The sequence below is a fragment of the Mycobacterium mantenii genome, assembly GCF_001667865.1.
Classification (GTDB): Bacteria; Actinomycetota; Actinomycetes; order Mycobacteriales; family Mycobacteriaceae; genus Mycobacterium; species Mycobacterium mantenii_A.
Window position 1 is genome coordinate 1 of record NZ_LZJP01000089.1, and the last position, 15,198, is coordinate 15,198.

General features: G+C 67.4%; 11 protein-coding genes. 6 read left to right on the forward strand and 5 right to left on the reverse strand.

Annotation, left to right across the window (positions count from 1 at the left end; all coding sequences use genetic code 11):
• The coding region (locus tag A5688_RS13820) for a DUF222 domain-containing protein (RefSeq protein WP_120312435.1) at nucleotides 1-719 on the reverse strand (719 nt) is incomplete at its 3' end.
• Nucleotides 720-981: 262 nt separating this feature from the next.
• Between A5688_RS13820 and A5688_RS13825 the strand changes: the two genes are divergently transcribed.
• From A5688_RS13825 to A5688_RS13835, 3 genes are all read left to right on the forward strand, one after another.
• Nucleotides 982-2,133, forward strand: a complete 1,152-nt coding sequence (locus tag A5688_RS13825; protein WP_067911185.1) for a metallophosphoesterase family protein — start codon at nucleotides 982-984, stop codon at nucleotides 2,131-2,133.
• On the forward strand, nucleotides 2,130-4,751 hold the full coding sequence (locus tag A5688_RS13830; protein WP_067911187.1) for an AAA family ATPase: 2,622 nt from the start codon (nucleotides 2,130-2,132) through the stop codon (nucleotides 4,749-4,751). The genes A5688_RS13825 and A5688_RS13830 overlap by 4 nt, the downstream gene beginning before the upstream one ends.
• Nucleotides 4,752-4,848: 97 nt before the next feature.
• Nucleotides 4,849-6,093: an alpha/beta hydrolase gene (locus A5688_RS13835; protein ID WP_067911191.1), complete on the forward strand. Its 1,245-nt coding sequence runs from the start codon at nucleotides 4,849-4,851 to the stop codon at nucleotides 6,091-6,093.
• Here the strand turns inward: A5688_RS13835 and A5688_RS13840 are convergent.
• From A5688_RS13840 to A5688_RS13855, 4 genes are read right to left on the reverse strand one after another with little or no spacing between them, the layout of a single operon-like run.
• A complete protein-coding gene (locus tag A5688_RS13840) occupies nucleotides 6,080-7,714 on the reverse strand; it encodes an ABC transporter family substrate-binding protein (protein WP_067911219.1) in 1,635 nt (544 codons plus the stop codon). The two genes, A5688_RS13835 and A5688_RS13840, sit on opposite strands and share 14 nt — an antisense overlap.
• A 52-nt stretch (nucleotides 7,715-7,766) precedes the next feature.
• On the reverse strand, nucleotides 7,767-9,602 hold the full coding sequence (locus tag A5688_RS13845) for a dipeptide ABC transporter ATP-binding protein (RefSeq protein WP_067911195.1): 1,836 nt from the start codon (nucleotides 9,600-9,602) through the stop codon (nucleotides 7,767-7,769).
• On the reverse strand, nucleotides 9,599-10,525 hold the full coding sequence (locus A5688_RS13850; RefSeq protein WP_067911199.1) for an ABC transporter permease: 927 nt from the start codon (nucleotides 10,523-10,525) through the stop codon (nucleotides 9,599-9,601). The genes A5688_RS13845 and A5688_RS13850 overlap by 4 nt, the downstream gene beginning before the upstream one ends.
• Nucleotides 10,522-11,499: an ABC transporter permease gene (locus A5688_RS13855; RefSeq protein WP_067833384.1), complete on the reverse strand. Its 978-nt coding sequence runs from the start codon at nucleotides 11,497-11,499 to the stop codon at nucleotides 10,522-10,524. The genes A5688_RS13850 and A5688_RS13855 overlap by 4 nt, the downstream gene beginning before the upstream one ends.
• A 212-nt stretch (nucleotides 11,500-11,711) precedes the next feature.
• Here A5688_RS13855 and A5688_RS13860 point away from each other — a divergent pair, with 212 nt between their 5' ends.
• From A5688_RS13860 to cysC, 3 genes are all read left to right on the forward strand, one after another.
• Nucleotides 11,712-12,203, forward strand: a complete 492-nt coding sequence (locus A5688_RS13860) for a beta-class carbonic anhydrase (protein ID WP_067911202.1) — start codon at nucleotides 11,712-11,714, stop codon at nucleotides 12,201-12,203.
• Between the two features lie 190 nt (nucleotides 12,204-12,393).
• Nucleotides 12,394-13,323 carry a sulfate adenylyltransferase subunit CysD gene (gene cysD / locus A5688_RS13865; RefSeq protein WP_067833331.1) on the forward strand — a complete coding sequence of 310 codons (930 nt, stop codon included), beginning with the start codon at nucleotides 12,394-12,396 and terminating at the stop codon, nucleotides 13,321-13,323.
• On the forward strand, nucleotides 13,323-15,173 hold the full coding sequence (gene cysC, locus A5688_RS13870; protein WP_067911204.1) for an adenylyl-sulfate kinase: 1,851 nt from the start codon (nucleotides 13,323-13,325) through the stop codon (nucleotides 15,171-15,173). The genes cysD and cysC overlap by 1 nt, the downstream gene beginning before the upstream one ends.
• Nucleotides 15,174-15,198: the final 25 nt, after the last annotated feature.

Here is a 15,198-nt window from a genome sequence, read left to right on the forward strand (position 1 = left end):
TCGTCGAGGGGGTTGCACATGCCCGGGGCGGCGAGTTTGGCCAGCACCGCCTCGAGGGTGGCGCGGGCCTCGGGGGTCAGCCAGCCGCGCAGCGCCGACATGCCGTCGGGTTGCTGGTTGCCCAGCGTCAGGCCACGCTGCCGCGCCCGGTCCTGGTCGGTATAGCGGCCGTCGGGGTTGAGGCAGTCGGCGAGCGTCTTGGCGAGCCCGGCCAGTTGTTCGGGCCGATACCGGGTGCCCTCCTTGGCCAATCGCGCTTCGGCGTGCTCGCGGGTGGTCGCATCTATCCAGCCGGGCAGCTGGTGGTAGAACGTGCGGATCACCGCGATTTGGCCGGCCCCCAGTGTGCCGTCGCGTTGGGCGGCCGCGGTGGCGGCCAGCGCCGGTGCGACGGGCTCCCCGGTCAGGCCGTGGCGCGGGCCCAGATCGCGCGCTTCCTTGACGCGCCGGGACGCTTCGGCGCGGCTGATCAGCGTCGCCTCGGTGAGCGCATGGGTCAGCGTGCCGCCGAGTTCCTCCGATGGGGCCTGGCGGGCAAGGGAATTGATCAGCGGATGCTCCAGGGCCGGGAGGCGCCGACGCACCTTCTCGCAGCGCTCCAACACCGCCAATTGTTGCCGCGGACTCAACGCCTCCAACGACAACCCACAGGCACGATCCAAGTCGGCATCGAGCGCGTCGAACACCGCGTCGACCTCCTGGGCACCACTTGGACTCACACCGCCAAACTAACCACCCCCACCGACAAAAACCGGCCCCCAACCGCCATAGATTCACACTCGCGCAAAAGATTCGAAATTCGGGACCGCGGTCGCTTTGTGACCGGTGCGCCGCCCGATCCGACGCGCCGATCGGGGGCCGGCCGATATGGCCGGATTTCTTGGACCGAGACCTGCCGACCGAGGTCCCGCGTCTTGTCGGTGCGCAGACCTAAACTCGCGATGCCCTGGTAAACACGCACTTCGGAAGGGGGTCGCCGGCATGCGATTCCTGCACACCGCCGACTGGCAGTTGGGCATGACCCGGCACTTCCTCGCCGGTGACGCGCAGCCACGGTATTCAGCGGCCCGCCGCGACGCGGTTGCCGGTCTGGGCGCGCTGGCGGCGGAAGTGGGGGCCGAGTTCGTCGTCGTGTCGGGGGATGTCTTCGAACACAATCAGCTGCCACCGAAGGTGATCGGACAGTCGTTGGAAGCCATGCGCGCCATCGGAATTCCGGTGTACCTGCTGCCGGGCAACCACGATCCCCTGGATGCATCGTCGGTGTACACCAGCGCGCTGTTCGCCGCGGAACGCCCCGATAACGTGGTGGTGCTCGATAGGGCCGGCGTGCATCAGGTGCGTCCCGGGCTGGAAATCGTTGCCGCGCCGTGGCGGTCGAAGGTGCCGACCATCGACCTGGTCGCCGACGTCCTCGACGACCTGCCGGCGGCTACGGGCACCCGCATCCTCGTCGCGCACGGCGGGGTCGACGTCCTGGATCCCGATCGGGACAAGCCCTCGTTGATCCGCATCGCCAGGGTCGACGCCGCGCTGACCCGCGGCGCGCTGCACTATGTGGCGTTGGGGGACAAGCACTCACTCACCCAGGTCGGCGGCAGCGGCCGGGTGTGGTATTCCGGCTCCCCGGAGGTGACCAACTTCGACGACGTGGAGTCCGACCCCGGCCATGTCCTGATCGTCGACATCGACGAGGCCGACCCGCAACGCGCGGTTTCCGTGACGGCCCGGCACGTCGGCAGCTGGCGGTTCGTCACGCTGCGCCGACAGGTCGACACCAGCCGCGACATCGCCGATCTCGACATGAACCTGGACTTGATCACCGAGAAGGACCGCACCGTGGTGCGCCTGGCCCTGACCGGTTCGTTGACGGTCACCGACCGTGCCGCGCTGGACGCCTGCCTGGATAAATACGCGCGGTTGTTCGCGTGGCTGGGCCTGTGGGAACGGCACACCGACCTGGCGGTGATCCCCGCCGACGGCGAATTCAGCGACCTCGGTATCGGAGGTTTCGCCGCCGCGGCGGTCGAGGAGCTGGTGGCGACGGCGCGCGAAGAGGACTCCACCGCCGCTGTCGACGCGCAGGCGGCGTTGGCGCTACTGCTGCGTCTCACCGACCGGGGGGCGGCGTGAAGCTGCACCGGCTGGTCCTGACGAACTACCGCGGGATAACGCACCGGGAAATCGAATTCCCCGACCACGGTGTCGTGGTGGTGTGTGGCGCCAACGAGATCGGCAAGTCGTCGATGATCGAGGCCTTGGACCTGCTCCTGGAATCCCGGGACCGCTCCACGAAGAAGGAAGTCAAGCAGGTCAAGCCCACCCACAGTGACGTCGGCTCCGAAGTTTCGGCCGAAATCAGTTGTGGTCCTTACCGTTTCGTCTATCGAAAGCGGTTTCACAAGAAGTGCGAGACGGAGCTGACCGTGATCCGTCCGTACCGCGAACAGCTGACCGGCGACGAAGCCCACGAACGCGTCCGGGCGATGCTGGCCGAGACGGTGGACAGCGACCTGTGGCACGCGCAACGAGTGCTGCAGTCGGCGTCGACCACCGCGGTGGATTTGTCCGGCTGCGACGCGCTCTCCCGCGCGCTCGATGTCGCCGCCGGCGACAGCGGGGGACTGTGCGGCACCGAGCCATTGCTGATCGAACGCATCGACGCCGAATACGGGCGCTATTTCACCGCGACCGGACGCCCGACGGGCGAATGGGCCGCCGCGATCACCCGGCTGGCCGACGCCGAGGCCGCGGTCGTCGAGTGCGCCGCGGCGGTCGCCGAGGTCGACGACCGGGTGGCTCGCCATGCCGTGTTGACCGAGCAGGTGGCCGACTTCTCCCAGCGGCGTATCGCTGCCGCCCCTCGGGTGGCCGCCGCGCGGGAAGCCGCCGACAAGATCGCGGCGCTCACCGCGCAGCGGCGCGAAGCCCAGCTCGTCGCCGAGGCCGCGGCCGCCACCGCCGCCGCGGCGCGCGGCGCCCACACCGCGCGCCGGCAACTGCTGGCCGAAATCGACGGCCGCGCCGGCGCGGTCGCCGAAACGCAGGCCCAGGCCCAAGAGGCCGCAGCCGCCCAAGCGGCCGCGTGTGCCGAGGCCGAAGCGTCCGACGTGGCGCTGCAGCAGGCCACCGACAGCCTTGCCGAGCTGCAGCGCCGGGCCGAATCCGCACGCGGCACCGTCGACCAGCTGGCCCACCGCGAAGAGGCCGACCGTTTGACTACCCGGCTGGCCAAGATCGATGCCATCGAGCGGGATCGCCAGCGGATCGGTACCGAGCTCAGCACGATCGCCATCACCGAGCCGATGCTGCGACGCATCGAGGACGCGGCCGCCGCTGTGGATCGCACCGGTGACCAGTTGGCGCTGACGTCGGCCGCGATCGAATTCACCGCTACCGCAGACATTCAACTCATCGTCGGTGATGAACAGGTTTCGTTGCCGGCCGGGCAGAGCTGGGCGATCACCGCCGCCGGACCCACCCTGGTGGAGGTCTCCGGTGTCCTGGCCGCCCGGGTTACCCCGGGCGCCACCACGCTGGACGTCCACGCCAAACACGCTGCGGCACAAGGCGAGATGGCCGCGGCACTGGCGGCCGGTGAGGTGGCTGACCTCGCCACGGCGCGATCCGTCGACCAACGCCGCCGCGAGCTGCAAAGCACCCGGGATCAGCTCACCGCGACCCTGACCGGCCTGTGCGGCGACGACCAGATCGACGAGCTGCGATCGCGACTAGCGCAGCTGCGTGCCGCGCAGCCCGCCGAGGCCGACCTCCCCCTCACCGGCATCGCCGCCGCCCGCGCCGAACTCGCAGCGGTCCAGGAGGCTCGTGCGGCGGCATCGAGCGAGTGCGAGGCCCGCCGTCAGGCCGCCACCGCCGCCGCTACCAGCCTCGCCGAATTATCCACGTGTGCAACGGTTCTGCACAATGCCCTGGAGGCTCAGCGTGCCGAGCTGGACGCCGCCGCCGTCCGGTTGGCGGCCGAGCGCGCGTCGGCCGCCGATGGGGAGCTCGAGGCCTCGGCGGACACGACGCTGGGCGCGGCGCAGGCCGCGCAACAGCGGGTCACCGAACTCGACGACGCCCTGGCCGCGGCCACACCCGATGCGGTGGCGACTGAATTGGCCGATGCCGAAAAGGAAGCCGCCGCGCTGCGTGAGCGTTACGAAGAAGCCGCCCGCGCGTTGCGTGAAATCACCATCGAGCTGTCCGTATTCGGCACGGAGGGGCGCCAAGGCAAGCTCGACGCCGCGGAAACAGAACGCGAGCACGCCGCCAGCGCCCACAGCCAGGTGGGCGGGCGCGCCCGGGCGGCGCAACTGTTGCGTTCGGTCATGACGCGTCATCGGGACACCACTCGGCGGCGCTACGTCGAGCCCTATCGCGCGGAACTGCAGCGCCTCGGCCGTCCCGTGTTCGGCCCGAGTTTCGAGGTCGACATCGACAGCGACTTGTGCATCCGTAGCCGCACGCTGAATGGCATCACGGTGCCCTATGACTCCTTGTCCGGCGGGGCCAAGGAGCAACTTGGCATCCTGGCACGGCTGGCCGGCGCGGCCCTGGTCGCCAAGGAGGACGCCGTCCCGGTGGTGGTCGACGACGCGCTCGGCTTCACCGACCCCGACCGGTTGACCAAGATGGGCGAGTTGTTCGACACCGTGGGGACCCACGGTCAGGTGATCGTGCTCACCTGTAGCCCCGACCGCTACGACAGCGTCAAGGGCGCGCACCGCATCGATCTCAGCGCTTAGCCCAAGCAGCTGACCACAGCCGATGTCGCTGGTCGGCGTGATTCGATGCCGCACAGGCGCCTTGCCTGCAGAATGGGATGATGGTGGGCCCACACGAATGACGATGAACGCGAAGCGCGGCCGGATTCAGGAGAAGCTGGCCGAACTGCCCGGCGTACGACCCGTGCGCCGACCGATCTCGCCGCACAGTGCCGAAGAGTTCGATCTGTATTACGTGCGCGCGGGCCGCAAGTCCCCCCATCCGCTCGTCATCATCCCCGGCGGTCCGGGGGTGGCGTCGGTGCAGATGTACAAGGGACTGCGGCGGCGCGCCGTGGCGGCCGGGCTCGACGTCATCATGATCGAACACCGCGGCGTCGGAATGTCACGCCACGACGATTCCGGCGCCGATCTGCCCCCGCAATCGATGACGGTGAACCAGGTGGTCGACGACGTGGCCGCGGTGCTCGACGATGCCCAAGTGGAATCGGCCGTCATCTATGGCGCTTCGTACGGCACCTACATCGCGGCCGGCGTCGGGGTGCGCCATCCGCACCGGGTACGGGGCATGGTGCTCGATTCGCCGCTGCTGTCCCGGCATGACATTGTCATTGTGCGCCGCGCGATTCGCCGGCTGCTGCTCAAGGGCGAAAGCGCCGAAACGGCCTCGGTGGCACCGAAAATGCGCAAACTCGTCGACGCCGGCGTCATGAACGCTACGGCAACACAGGTTGTCGCGACAATCTACGGCTACGGCGGGACCGACCTGTTGGAGCGGCAACTCGACCTGCTCCTCGATGGCCGAAAGTTACTGTGGTGGGCGCTATCCCGGTTCACCACCCTGGGTAACCTGCCGTATCGCTACGAGGAAGATCTGGTGAGCCGCATCGCGTTCCGCGAACTGGATTACGCGGCCGAACCCGACGGCCTGCCGCTGGATCCCGCGGTGGCCGAACGCAGGGCACGCACGCAACGCGTGACGTTCGAAGACGAGCCTTACGACCTGGCGGCCGAAATGCCGAAGTTCGACTGGCCCACCGCGGTGGTTTCCGGGGGCCGCGACCTGATCACCCCGCCGGCCGTGGCCCAACGCGTCGCGTCGCTGCTGCCCAATGCGGTGCTGTTGAGCCTGCCGAGCATGGCGCACAGCGCGCTGGATTTTCGTGAGCCCATCGCGCTCGCCAGTGCCGATGCGGTCCGGCGCGGCGATCTGAACGGGCTTGCCGCACAGGCGCCGGCGCTGGACGCGCTGCCGCCACGCCCCGAGGTGCGATTGCTGTGGAAGGCGCTCGAGGCGGCGGCCGTCGCCGAGGGGGCGCTGCCAATCCCGAATCGGCTACGGAGGCGGCTCAACTCCGCGTGAACCCGATGGCGGTGTAGTCGAGGTCGGCGAGACCGGCCGCGCCGAAATTGGCGAGCGTGCTGCGCACCGCGACATCCCCGGGTGACTGGGTCAGCGGAAGGCTGAACCCCTCCGCCCAGATCATCTTGTCGAGATCGTTGGCCAACGCCCGCGCCTTGGCCGGGTCGAGTTCTTCCAGGGTGCCCTCGATGGCGGCGTCGATCCGCTCGCTGCCGATCTTGCCGAAATTGCTTTCCCCGTCGGATTTGTAGATCTGGGTCAGCGCCGAGAGGGGGAACGCGTCTCCGAGCCAACCGAATTGGGCCATATCGAAGGCCCCGACGTTGATGTAGTTGGTGAAGAAGCCGCTGCCCGACCGGGAGACGAGTTCGAGCTTGACGCCGATCTGGGCGAGGCTGTGCTGGGCGATCTGGGCGAATTGCCGGCTGCCCTGGGCGTCGTAGAACAAGTCCCGGATGGCCAGCTGCCGGCCGTCCTTCTCCCGGAACTGGCCGGATCGCTTCCAGCCCAACGCGTCAAGCTCTCGGCTGGCCGCGGCCGGGTCGTAGGGAACGACGGAGCTGTTGTCCTGATAGCCCTGCTGCCCGGCGACGTAGATGTGATTGCCCAGGGCCAGCGGGTCACTGGTGAGGCCGTATTGAACGACCCGGGCGATGGTCTGCCGATCGATCCCCTTGGCCACCGCGACGCGCAGCGCCTTGTCGGCCAGGATCGATCCTGGGGCGCCGTTGAACGTGAAGTGAGACCAGGACGGTGCAGGCGCGCGCCGGATCGAGATCCCCTTGGTGCGCTGCGCGATGGTCAGCTGGTCGACGCTGCCGACCCCGGTGGCGTCGATGGTGTTGTTCTGCAACGCCGGTAATCGCGCGGCATCGTCGAGCACCAGGTAGGTGATGCTGTCCAGGCGAGGCCGTGCCCCCCACCATTTCGGGTTGCGGCTCAACACGATCCGCTGGGTGGTTCGATCCAGCGACGAGACGACGAACGGTCCGGCCGACGGGCCGGGCCCCTCGAGCTGGCCCTTGTTGAAGGCGTCCGGGGTGGCCGTCATGCTCTTGGGCAATAGCATCCCGTTGCCGGCGAACATGCCGCGCCATTCGGCGTACGGCTTGGCGAAGGTCATGATGGCCTGCCGGTCGTCGACACCGCGGGTCACCGAGGCGACGCGGTCCGCGCCGCTGGGGCCGGCGATCTCGAAGGTCTTGTCGGCGCCGCTCAGGGCGTGGATCTGGCTGGCGATGTCCTCCCAGGTGATCGGTGTGCCGTCGGACCACACCGCCTTCGGATTGATCGTGTACGTGACCACCTGCGGCGCCGTGCCGGTGAGCTCGATGCTGGTGAAGTAGTCGGTGTCGACCGTCGTCGAGCCGTCCGGCCCGATGACAAAGGCCCGCGGCAGGGTGGCCTTCATCATCGCCGAGACGTCGGCCGAATTGCCGTCGATGTGCAAGATGTTGAAGTTCGGCGGAAAGTCGGTGAGCGAGAGGCGCAGGTCGCCGCCGTCCCGAAGGGTGGCCGGATCGTGTGGGTTGATGTCGCTGGTCGAGCCGATCTGCGCGTTGTGGCCGGTTTCTGGAACGAGGTTGATCGCCGGCGAGCAGCCCGACAGCGCCAGCGTCATCGCGAAAACCACCGACCCGAACCGGGTGCCGTGGCCCACCCTGGCCGCCCGGCTAGACACGTCTGCCCGGATCCGGTTGCGGCACCGCGTTCAGCAGCCGCCGGGTGTATTCGTGTTGCGGATCGGCGAAGACGTGCCGGCTGTCGCCCTGCTCCACGATGGTGCCGGCATACATCACCACGACGTGGTGTGCGAGGTGTTTGACCACCGAAAGATCGTGGGAGACAAACAGGTAGGAAAGCCCGAACCGCTCTTGGAGGTCGAGCAGCAGGTTGATGATCCCGGCCTGGATGGACACGTCGAGCGCGGAAACCGGTTCGTCGAGCGCCAGGATCTTCGGCTGCAAGGCCAGGGCGCGGGCAACACCGATGCGTTGCTTTTGCCCGCCGGAGAACTCGGCGGGGTAACGGACTGCGTCGGCGCGGCGGAGTCCCACGATGTCGAGCAACTCGGCGACGCGCGTGTTGGTGCGGCCCTTGTCGAACCCGTTGGCCCGCAGGGGTTCCGCGAGGAGTTCGAACACCGGTAACCGCGGGTCCAGCGAGGCGACCGGGTCCTGGAACACGACCTGAATGTCGCGCCGCAGCAATCGTCTGTTCGCGGCGCTCAGCGTGGTGACATCGCTGCCGAGCACTTCGATCGAACCCGATTGGGGCGCGGTGAGTTCCAAGATCTCGTGCAGAGTCGTCGACTTGCCCGAACCGGACTCGCCGACGATGCCCAGAGTGTGGCCCTGCCGCAATTCGAAACTGACGCCGTCGACGGCGCGGACCTCGCCGGCGCTGCGGCGCAACACGCCCTTCGTCAGCCGGAAGATCTTGGTCAGGTCGCGCACCCGAACGACCACCTGCGTGTCAGCGGATTCTGTCTGGTGGGCTGCCGTGCTCACCCCGTAGATGTCGGCGGCGCTTCGCCCGTCGACCTGATCGGTGCGGATGCAGGCCGCCCGGTGATCGCTGCCGACCAAAAGCAATTCCGGCTCCTCGAGGCGGCATTCGTCGATGGCCAACGGGCAGCGCGGAGCGAACGGGCATCCCGGATCCAGCCCCGCCAGCGACGGCGGCGCACCGGGAATCGGCACCAGCCGGGTGCCCTGTGCGGCATCCAGCCGCGGGACCGAGCCCAGCAGACCGACGGTGTAGGGCATTCGGCGATCCCGGTAAAGCGTTGTCACATCGGCAGATTCGACGACCCGCCCGGCATACATCACCAGAGCGCGGTCGGCGAACTCGGCGACCACACCGAGGTCGTGAGTGATGATGAGCACCCCGGCGCCGGTGATGTCGCGCGCCGTCTTGAGCACCTCGAGAACTTGCGCCTGCACCGTGACATCCAGTGCCGTGGTCGGCTCGTCGCAGATCAGCAGGTCGGGGTCGTTGGCGATCGCGATCGCGATGACCACCCGTTGTCGCTCGCCGCCGGACAGTTCGTGTGGAAACGCGCGGGCGCGGCGCTCCGGCTGAGCGATTCCCACCAGCTCAAGCAATTCCACGGCGCGCCGGCGAGCGGCTCTCCTGCCCACCCGCGGCTGGTGGATCTCGATCGCTTCGGCGATCTGGTCGCCGACGGTGTAAACGGGAGTCAGCGCCGACATCGGATCCTGGAACACCATGCCGACCGTCTTGCCGCGCAACCGCGACATCGCGTCGTCGCCCAGGCCAATCAGTTCGGTGTCGTGCAGCCGGACCGACCCGCGCACCCGCGCGTACTGCGGCAACAGGCCGATGGCCGCCATCGCGGAAACAGACTTCCCCGAACCAGATTCGCCGACCATGGCGACGACTTCGCCCGGTTCGATGTGGTAGCTGATGCCTCGCACCGCGGTCACCGGCGCGCCCCCCGTCGGGAACGTGACGGCCAGGTCGGTCACCTCCAGCAGCGGGCTCACCGGTTCCCACCCCCCGACAACGCGCTGCCGGGGTCAAGCGCGTCCCGCAGGCCGTCGCCGGTGAGGTTGGCGCACACCAAGATCAGCACCAGCACTCCCGCGGGAAACAGGAATACCCACGGAAAGGTGGTCGCGGACTGGGTGCCGTTGGCGATCAACGTTCCCAGCGACACGTCCGGTGGCTGGATACCGAAACCGAGGAAGCTCAAGCCGGTTTCGGCCAGGATGGCCGAGGCAACGTTGAGCGCGGCGTCGATGATCAGAATGGACGCCACGTTGGGCACCACGTGGCCGACGATGATGCGGCGGCTGGATACGCCCATATACCTTGCGGCCTGGATGAATTCGCGCTCACGCAAACTCATGGTCATACCGCGCACCATGCGCGAGCTGACCATCCAGCCGAAACCGGCCAGCAGCAGAACCAGCATCAAGACATTGGCCGAGTTCTTGATTCGCGGCGTCACGATGGCGATGAGGATGAAACTGGGCACCACCAACAACAGGTCGACCACCCACATCAGCACGCGGTCGCGCCAGCCACCGAAATAGCCCGAAATCGACCCGACGGTGGCGGCGATGCCGGTGGAGATCACCGCCACGCAGACGCCGATCAGCATCGACTTCTGCATCCCGCGCAGGATTTGCGCCAACAGGTCTTGACCCAGCGCGTTGGTGCCCAGCCAGTGGCGCGCGTTCGGCGGCTGCAGCAGCGCGGTGAAGTCGAGGTCCTCGTAGGAATAGGGCAGCACCGCAGGCAGCGCGTAGCACCCGACGAACAACAGCACCAACAACGCCAACGACGCCACCGCGAACCGGTTGCGGACAAACCGCCGCAGCACCAGGGTGCGGCGGGAGGTGAAGTCCGCGACTTCGTGTCCCGAAAGGCCATGAGCACCATCGACATTCGCCTCGGAGGTCATGACACCCGGACCCGCGGATCGAGAGCTGCGTAGAACACGTCCGACAGCAGACCGGCCAGCAACACCACCGCGCCGGAGAACAAGGTGATCGCCGCGATGATGTTGGTGTCCTGGGTTGCAATGCCCTGCACCAGCCATTCGCCCATGCCGTGCCAGCCGAAGATCTTCTCCACGAACACCGCACCGGTCACCAGACCGGCCACCCCATAGGCGAACAGGGTGGCCAGCGGGATCAGCGCGGTGCGCAGCCCGTGTTTGACCAGCGCCCGCCGCCGGGTGAGCCCTTTGGCGCGCGCGGTGCGAATGAAATCCTGGCCGAGGACGTCCAGCATCGCGTTGCGCTGATACCGGCTGTAGCCGGCCGCGGCGGCCAGCGCCAGGGTCAACGACGGCAGGACCAAGTGCCGTAACCGGTCGAGGAGCTGTGCGCCGCCCCCGCCGGTCACGCCCGGTGAGGTCTCGCCGGTGTAGTCGAAAATATGGATGCCCACGGCCCAGTTGACCCGCAGCGCTGCAAGGATCAGCAGGCTGGCGATCACGAATGTCGGGGTGCTGAGCACCAGCAGGGCCACCATGGTGACCACGCGATCGCTGAGTCGATACTGGCGAATGGCGCCCCATGCCCCGGCCGCGATGCCCAGGACGGTTCCCACCAGCGAACCGATGATCAGCAGGCGCAGGGTTACTCCGACGCGACGCCAGAGCGTCGTTCCGACGGGCTGTCCGGTGACCGTCTTGCCGAAGTCGCCGCGGACGGCGTGCGACGCCCAGTGCGCGTAGCGGATCGGTATCGGTTCATCCAGGCCGAGGGTGTGGGCCTTGGCGTCGATCACGGCTTGCGGCGGCCGCGGGCTGCGCTGCAGCAGGCTGTCCAAGGGCCTGAAGGCCACTGACGTCAGGCAAAACGTCAGAAACGATGCCAGCGCCAGCAGCACGACATAGTTGAGCAACCGGCGAGCCAGAAACCGAGTCATGCCCGTCCGCACACTCCAGCTCGCATTGGGACAGGCTATCGAGCCTGCAGCACAGCGTCGCGCCTTGCAGCGCCCGGCGCGTTCGGGCGCCTTCTGATCCGGTTGATTCTCATGCGTGAATCGCGTGTGATCGATTGTTAGGATCCACCGCGGTACCGAGCCGTGCAGCAAACGAGCACGTTCGGGGCCGCGACACTCCCAAGGAGGCTGGCGTGACCGTTACCGATGACTACCTGGCCAACAACGCCCAGTACGCGAGCACGTTCGAAGGGCCGCTGCCGATGCCGCCCGGCAAACACGTCGCGGTCGTCGCGTGCATGGACGCCCGCCTCGACGTCTACCGCATGCTCGGGCTGAACGAGGGGGACGCCCACGTCATCCGAAATGCCGGCGGAGTCGTCACCGACGACGTCATCCGCTCGCTGGCCATCAGCCAACGCCTGCTGGGGACGCGGGAGATCATCCTGATCCACCACACCGATTGCGGGATGCTCACCTTCACCGACGACGACTTCAAGCGCAGCATTCAGGAGGAGACCGGCTTGAAACCGCCGTGGGCGGCCGAAGCCTTCCCGGACCCTGCCGAGGACGTCCGCCAGTCGCTGCGCCGTCTCGAGGCCAGCCCGTTCGTCACCAAGCACGTCTCCGCTCGCGGATTCGTCTTCGACGTGGCCACGGGCAAGCTCGACGAGATCACGCCTTGAGCCATCGTCGGCCGCGAGCGTAATCACACTGCGAAAGATCGCGAGGATTTTCGCAGCCCACTTACGCTCGCGCTCTGAACTGACCCCGTAGGTCGCGGGTCCCGCGGTTGACAGCGCCGGGCCCAGCTGGTCTTATAGATTGCTAAGATGCCAAATATGGTCAGTTCTGCCAGGTTTTACGAAGGAAGCCATGACCAGTGACCTGAAGGTGGCCCCCGCCGCCGGACAGTACGAGTTGAGTCATCTCCGCTCGCTGGAGGCGGAGGCGATCCACATCATCCGCGAGGTGGCTGCGGAGTTCGAGCGGCCGGTGCTGCTGTTCTCGGGCGGCAAGGATTCCATCGTCATGCTGCACCTGGCGCTGCGGGCGTTCCGCCCCGGGCGGCTGCCCTTCCCGGTGATGCACGTCGACACCGGGCACAACTTCGACGAGGTGATCGCGACCCGCGACGAGTTGGTGGCCGAGCACGGCGTGCGCCTGGTGGTCGCCTCGGTCCAGGAGGACATCGACGCCGGCCGCGTCGTCGAGCCGAAGCAGGGCCGCAACTCGATCCAGACCGTGACGCTGCTGCGCGCCATCCGGGAGAACAAGTTCGACGCCGCGTTCGGGGGAGCGCGCCGCGACGAGGAGAAGGCCCGCGCCAAGGAACGCGTGTTCAGCTTCCGCGACGAGTTCGGCCAATGGGATCCGAAGGCCCAGCGGCCCGAGCTGTGGAACCTCTACAACGGCCGCCATCACAAGGGCGAGCACATCCGGGTGTTTCCGTTGTCCAACTGGACCGAATTCGACATCTGGTCCTACATCGGCGCCGAGAACATCGCACTGCCGTCGATCTATTACGCCCACCAGCGCAAGGTGTTTCGCCGCGACGGCATGCTGCTGGCGGTCGACCGCAACATGCAGCCGAGTCCCGACGAGCCGGTGTTCGAGACGACGGTGCGTTTCCGCACCGTCGGGGACGTCACGTGCACCGGGTGCGTGGAATCGGAGGCCGCCACCGTGGATGAGGTCATCGCCGAGACCGCGGTGTCCCGGCTGACCGAGCGCGGGGCCACCCGGGCCGACGACCGGATCTCGGAGGCCGGCATGGAAGATCGCAAACGGCAGGGGTACTTCTGATGGCCGGGCCGACAACGCTATTGCGCCTGGCAACCGCGGGATCCGTCGACGACGGCAAGTCCACCCTGATCGGTCGGTTGCTCTATGACTCCAAGGCCGTGATGGAAGATCAGTGGGCCGCGGTGGAACAGACGTCCAAGGACCGTGGACACGACTACACCGATTTGGCGCTGGTGACCGACGGCTTGCGGGCCGAGCGCGAACAGGGCATCACGATCGACGTCGCCTACCGCTACTTCGCCACTCCCAAGCGGAAATTCATCATCGCCGACACGCCCGGCCACATCCAGTACACCCGCAACATGGTGACCGGAGCGTCGACCGCTCAACTGGTGATCGTGCTCGTCGATGCCCGGCACGGGCTGTTGGAGCAGTCGCGCCGGCACGCCTTCCTGGCGTCGCTGCTGGGCATCCAGCACATCGTGCTCGCCGTCAACAAGATGGACCTGATCGGTTGGGACAGAGAGAAATTCGAGGCGATCCGCGACGAGTTCCACGCGTTCGCCGCTCGTCTGGATGTGCACGACGTCGCCACCATCCCGCTGTCGGCGTTGCACGGCGACAACGTGGTGACCAAGTCGGACCAGACGCCCTGGTACGAGGGCCCGGCGTTGTTGTCGCACCTCGAGGAGGTGTACATCGCGGGTGACCGCAACATGGTCGACGTGCGGTTCCCGGTCCAGTACGTCATCCGCCCGCACACCCTCGAACACCAGGACCATCGCAGCTACGCCGGTACCGTCGCCAGCGGGGTCATGCGTCCCGGCGATGAAGTCGTGGTGCTGCCGGTCGGAAAGCGCACCCGCATCACCGCGATCGAGGGGCCGAATGGTCCGGTGGAAGAGGCCTTCCCGCCGATGGCCGTATCGCTGACCCTGGCCGACGAGATCGACATCTCCCGGGGCGATTTGATCGCCCGCACCCACAATCAGCCCAGGATCTCGCAGGACTTCGACGCGACCGTGTGCTGGATGGCCGACAACGCGGCCCTCGAACCCGGCCGCGACTATGTCATCAAGCACACCACCCGCACCACGCATGCGAAGGTGACCACGCTCGACTACCGGCTGGACGTCAACACGCTGCACCGCGACAAGACCGCGACGGCGTTGAATCTGAATGAACTGGGCCGCATTTCGCTGCGCACCCAGGTGCCGCTGCTGCTCGACGAGTACACCCGTAACCCCAGCACCGGCTCATTCATCCTCATCGACCCGCACACCAACGGAACGGTGGCGGCCGGCATGGTGTTGCGCGACGGGACCGCGCAGGCGGCGAGTCCGAACACCGTGCGGCACAAGTCATCCGCCATCGCCGAGGCCCGGCCCCGCGGTAGGACGGTGTGGTTCACCGGGTTGTCCGGCTCGGGCAAGTCGTCGGTGGCCATGCTGATCGAACAGAGGCTGCTCGAAAGGGGAGCCCTGGCTTACGTTCTCGACGGTGACAATCTGCGACACGGCCTGAACGCGGACTTGGGCTTCAGCATGGCCGACCGAGCCGAAAACCTGCGCCGGCTGGCGCATGTGGCGGCACTGCTCGCCGACTGCGGCAACGTCGTGCTGGTACCGGCGATCAGTCCGCTGGCCGAGCAGCGCGAACTGGCGCGTCAGGTGCACGCCGAAGCCGGCTTTGACTTCATCGAGGTGTTCTGTGACACCCCGATCGAGGAATGCGAAAAGCGTGATCCGAAGGGTTTGTACGCCAAGGCGCGCGCGGGGGAGATCACCCAGTTCACCGGCATCGACAGCCCTTATCAGGCACCGGCGAGCCCAGATCTGCGGCTCACCCCGGACCGCACAATCGAGGAGCAGGCGCAGCGGGTCATCGACCTGCTCGAATCACGCGGGTAGGCCGCCGATCAGCCAGGGTGCACCG

Bases quoted from the DNA above. Each gene is read 5' to 3' on its own strand.
- A5688_RS13835 (WP_067911191.1), top strand. From the start codon at position 4,849: ATGACGATGAACGCGAAGCGCGGCCGGATTCAGGAGAAGCTGGCCGAA.
- A5688_RS13855 (WP_067833384.1), bottom strand. From the start codon at position 11,499: ATGACTCGGTTTCTGGCTCGCCGGTTGCTCAACTATGTCGTGCTGCTG.
- A5688_RS13840 (WP_067911219.1), bottom strand. From the start codon at position 7,714: ATGACGCTGGCGCTGTCGGGCTGCTCGCCGGCGATCAACCTCGTTCCA.
- A5688_RS13850 (WP_067911199.1), bottom strand. From the start codon at position 10,525: ATGACCTCCGAGGCGAATGTCGATGGTGCTCATGGCCTTTCGGGACAC.
- cysD (WP_067833331.1), top strand. From the start codon at position 12,394: ATGACCAGTGACCTGAAGGTGGCCCCCGCCGCCGGACAGTACGAGTTG.
- cysC (WP_067911204.1), top strand. From the start codon at position 13,323: ATGGCCGGGCCGACAACGCTATTGCGCCTGGCAACCGCGGGATCCGTC.
- A5688_RS13825 (WP_067911185.1), top strand. From the start codon at position 982: ATGCGATTCCTGCACACCGCCGACTGGCAGTTGGGCATGACCCGGCAC.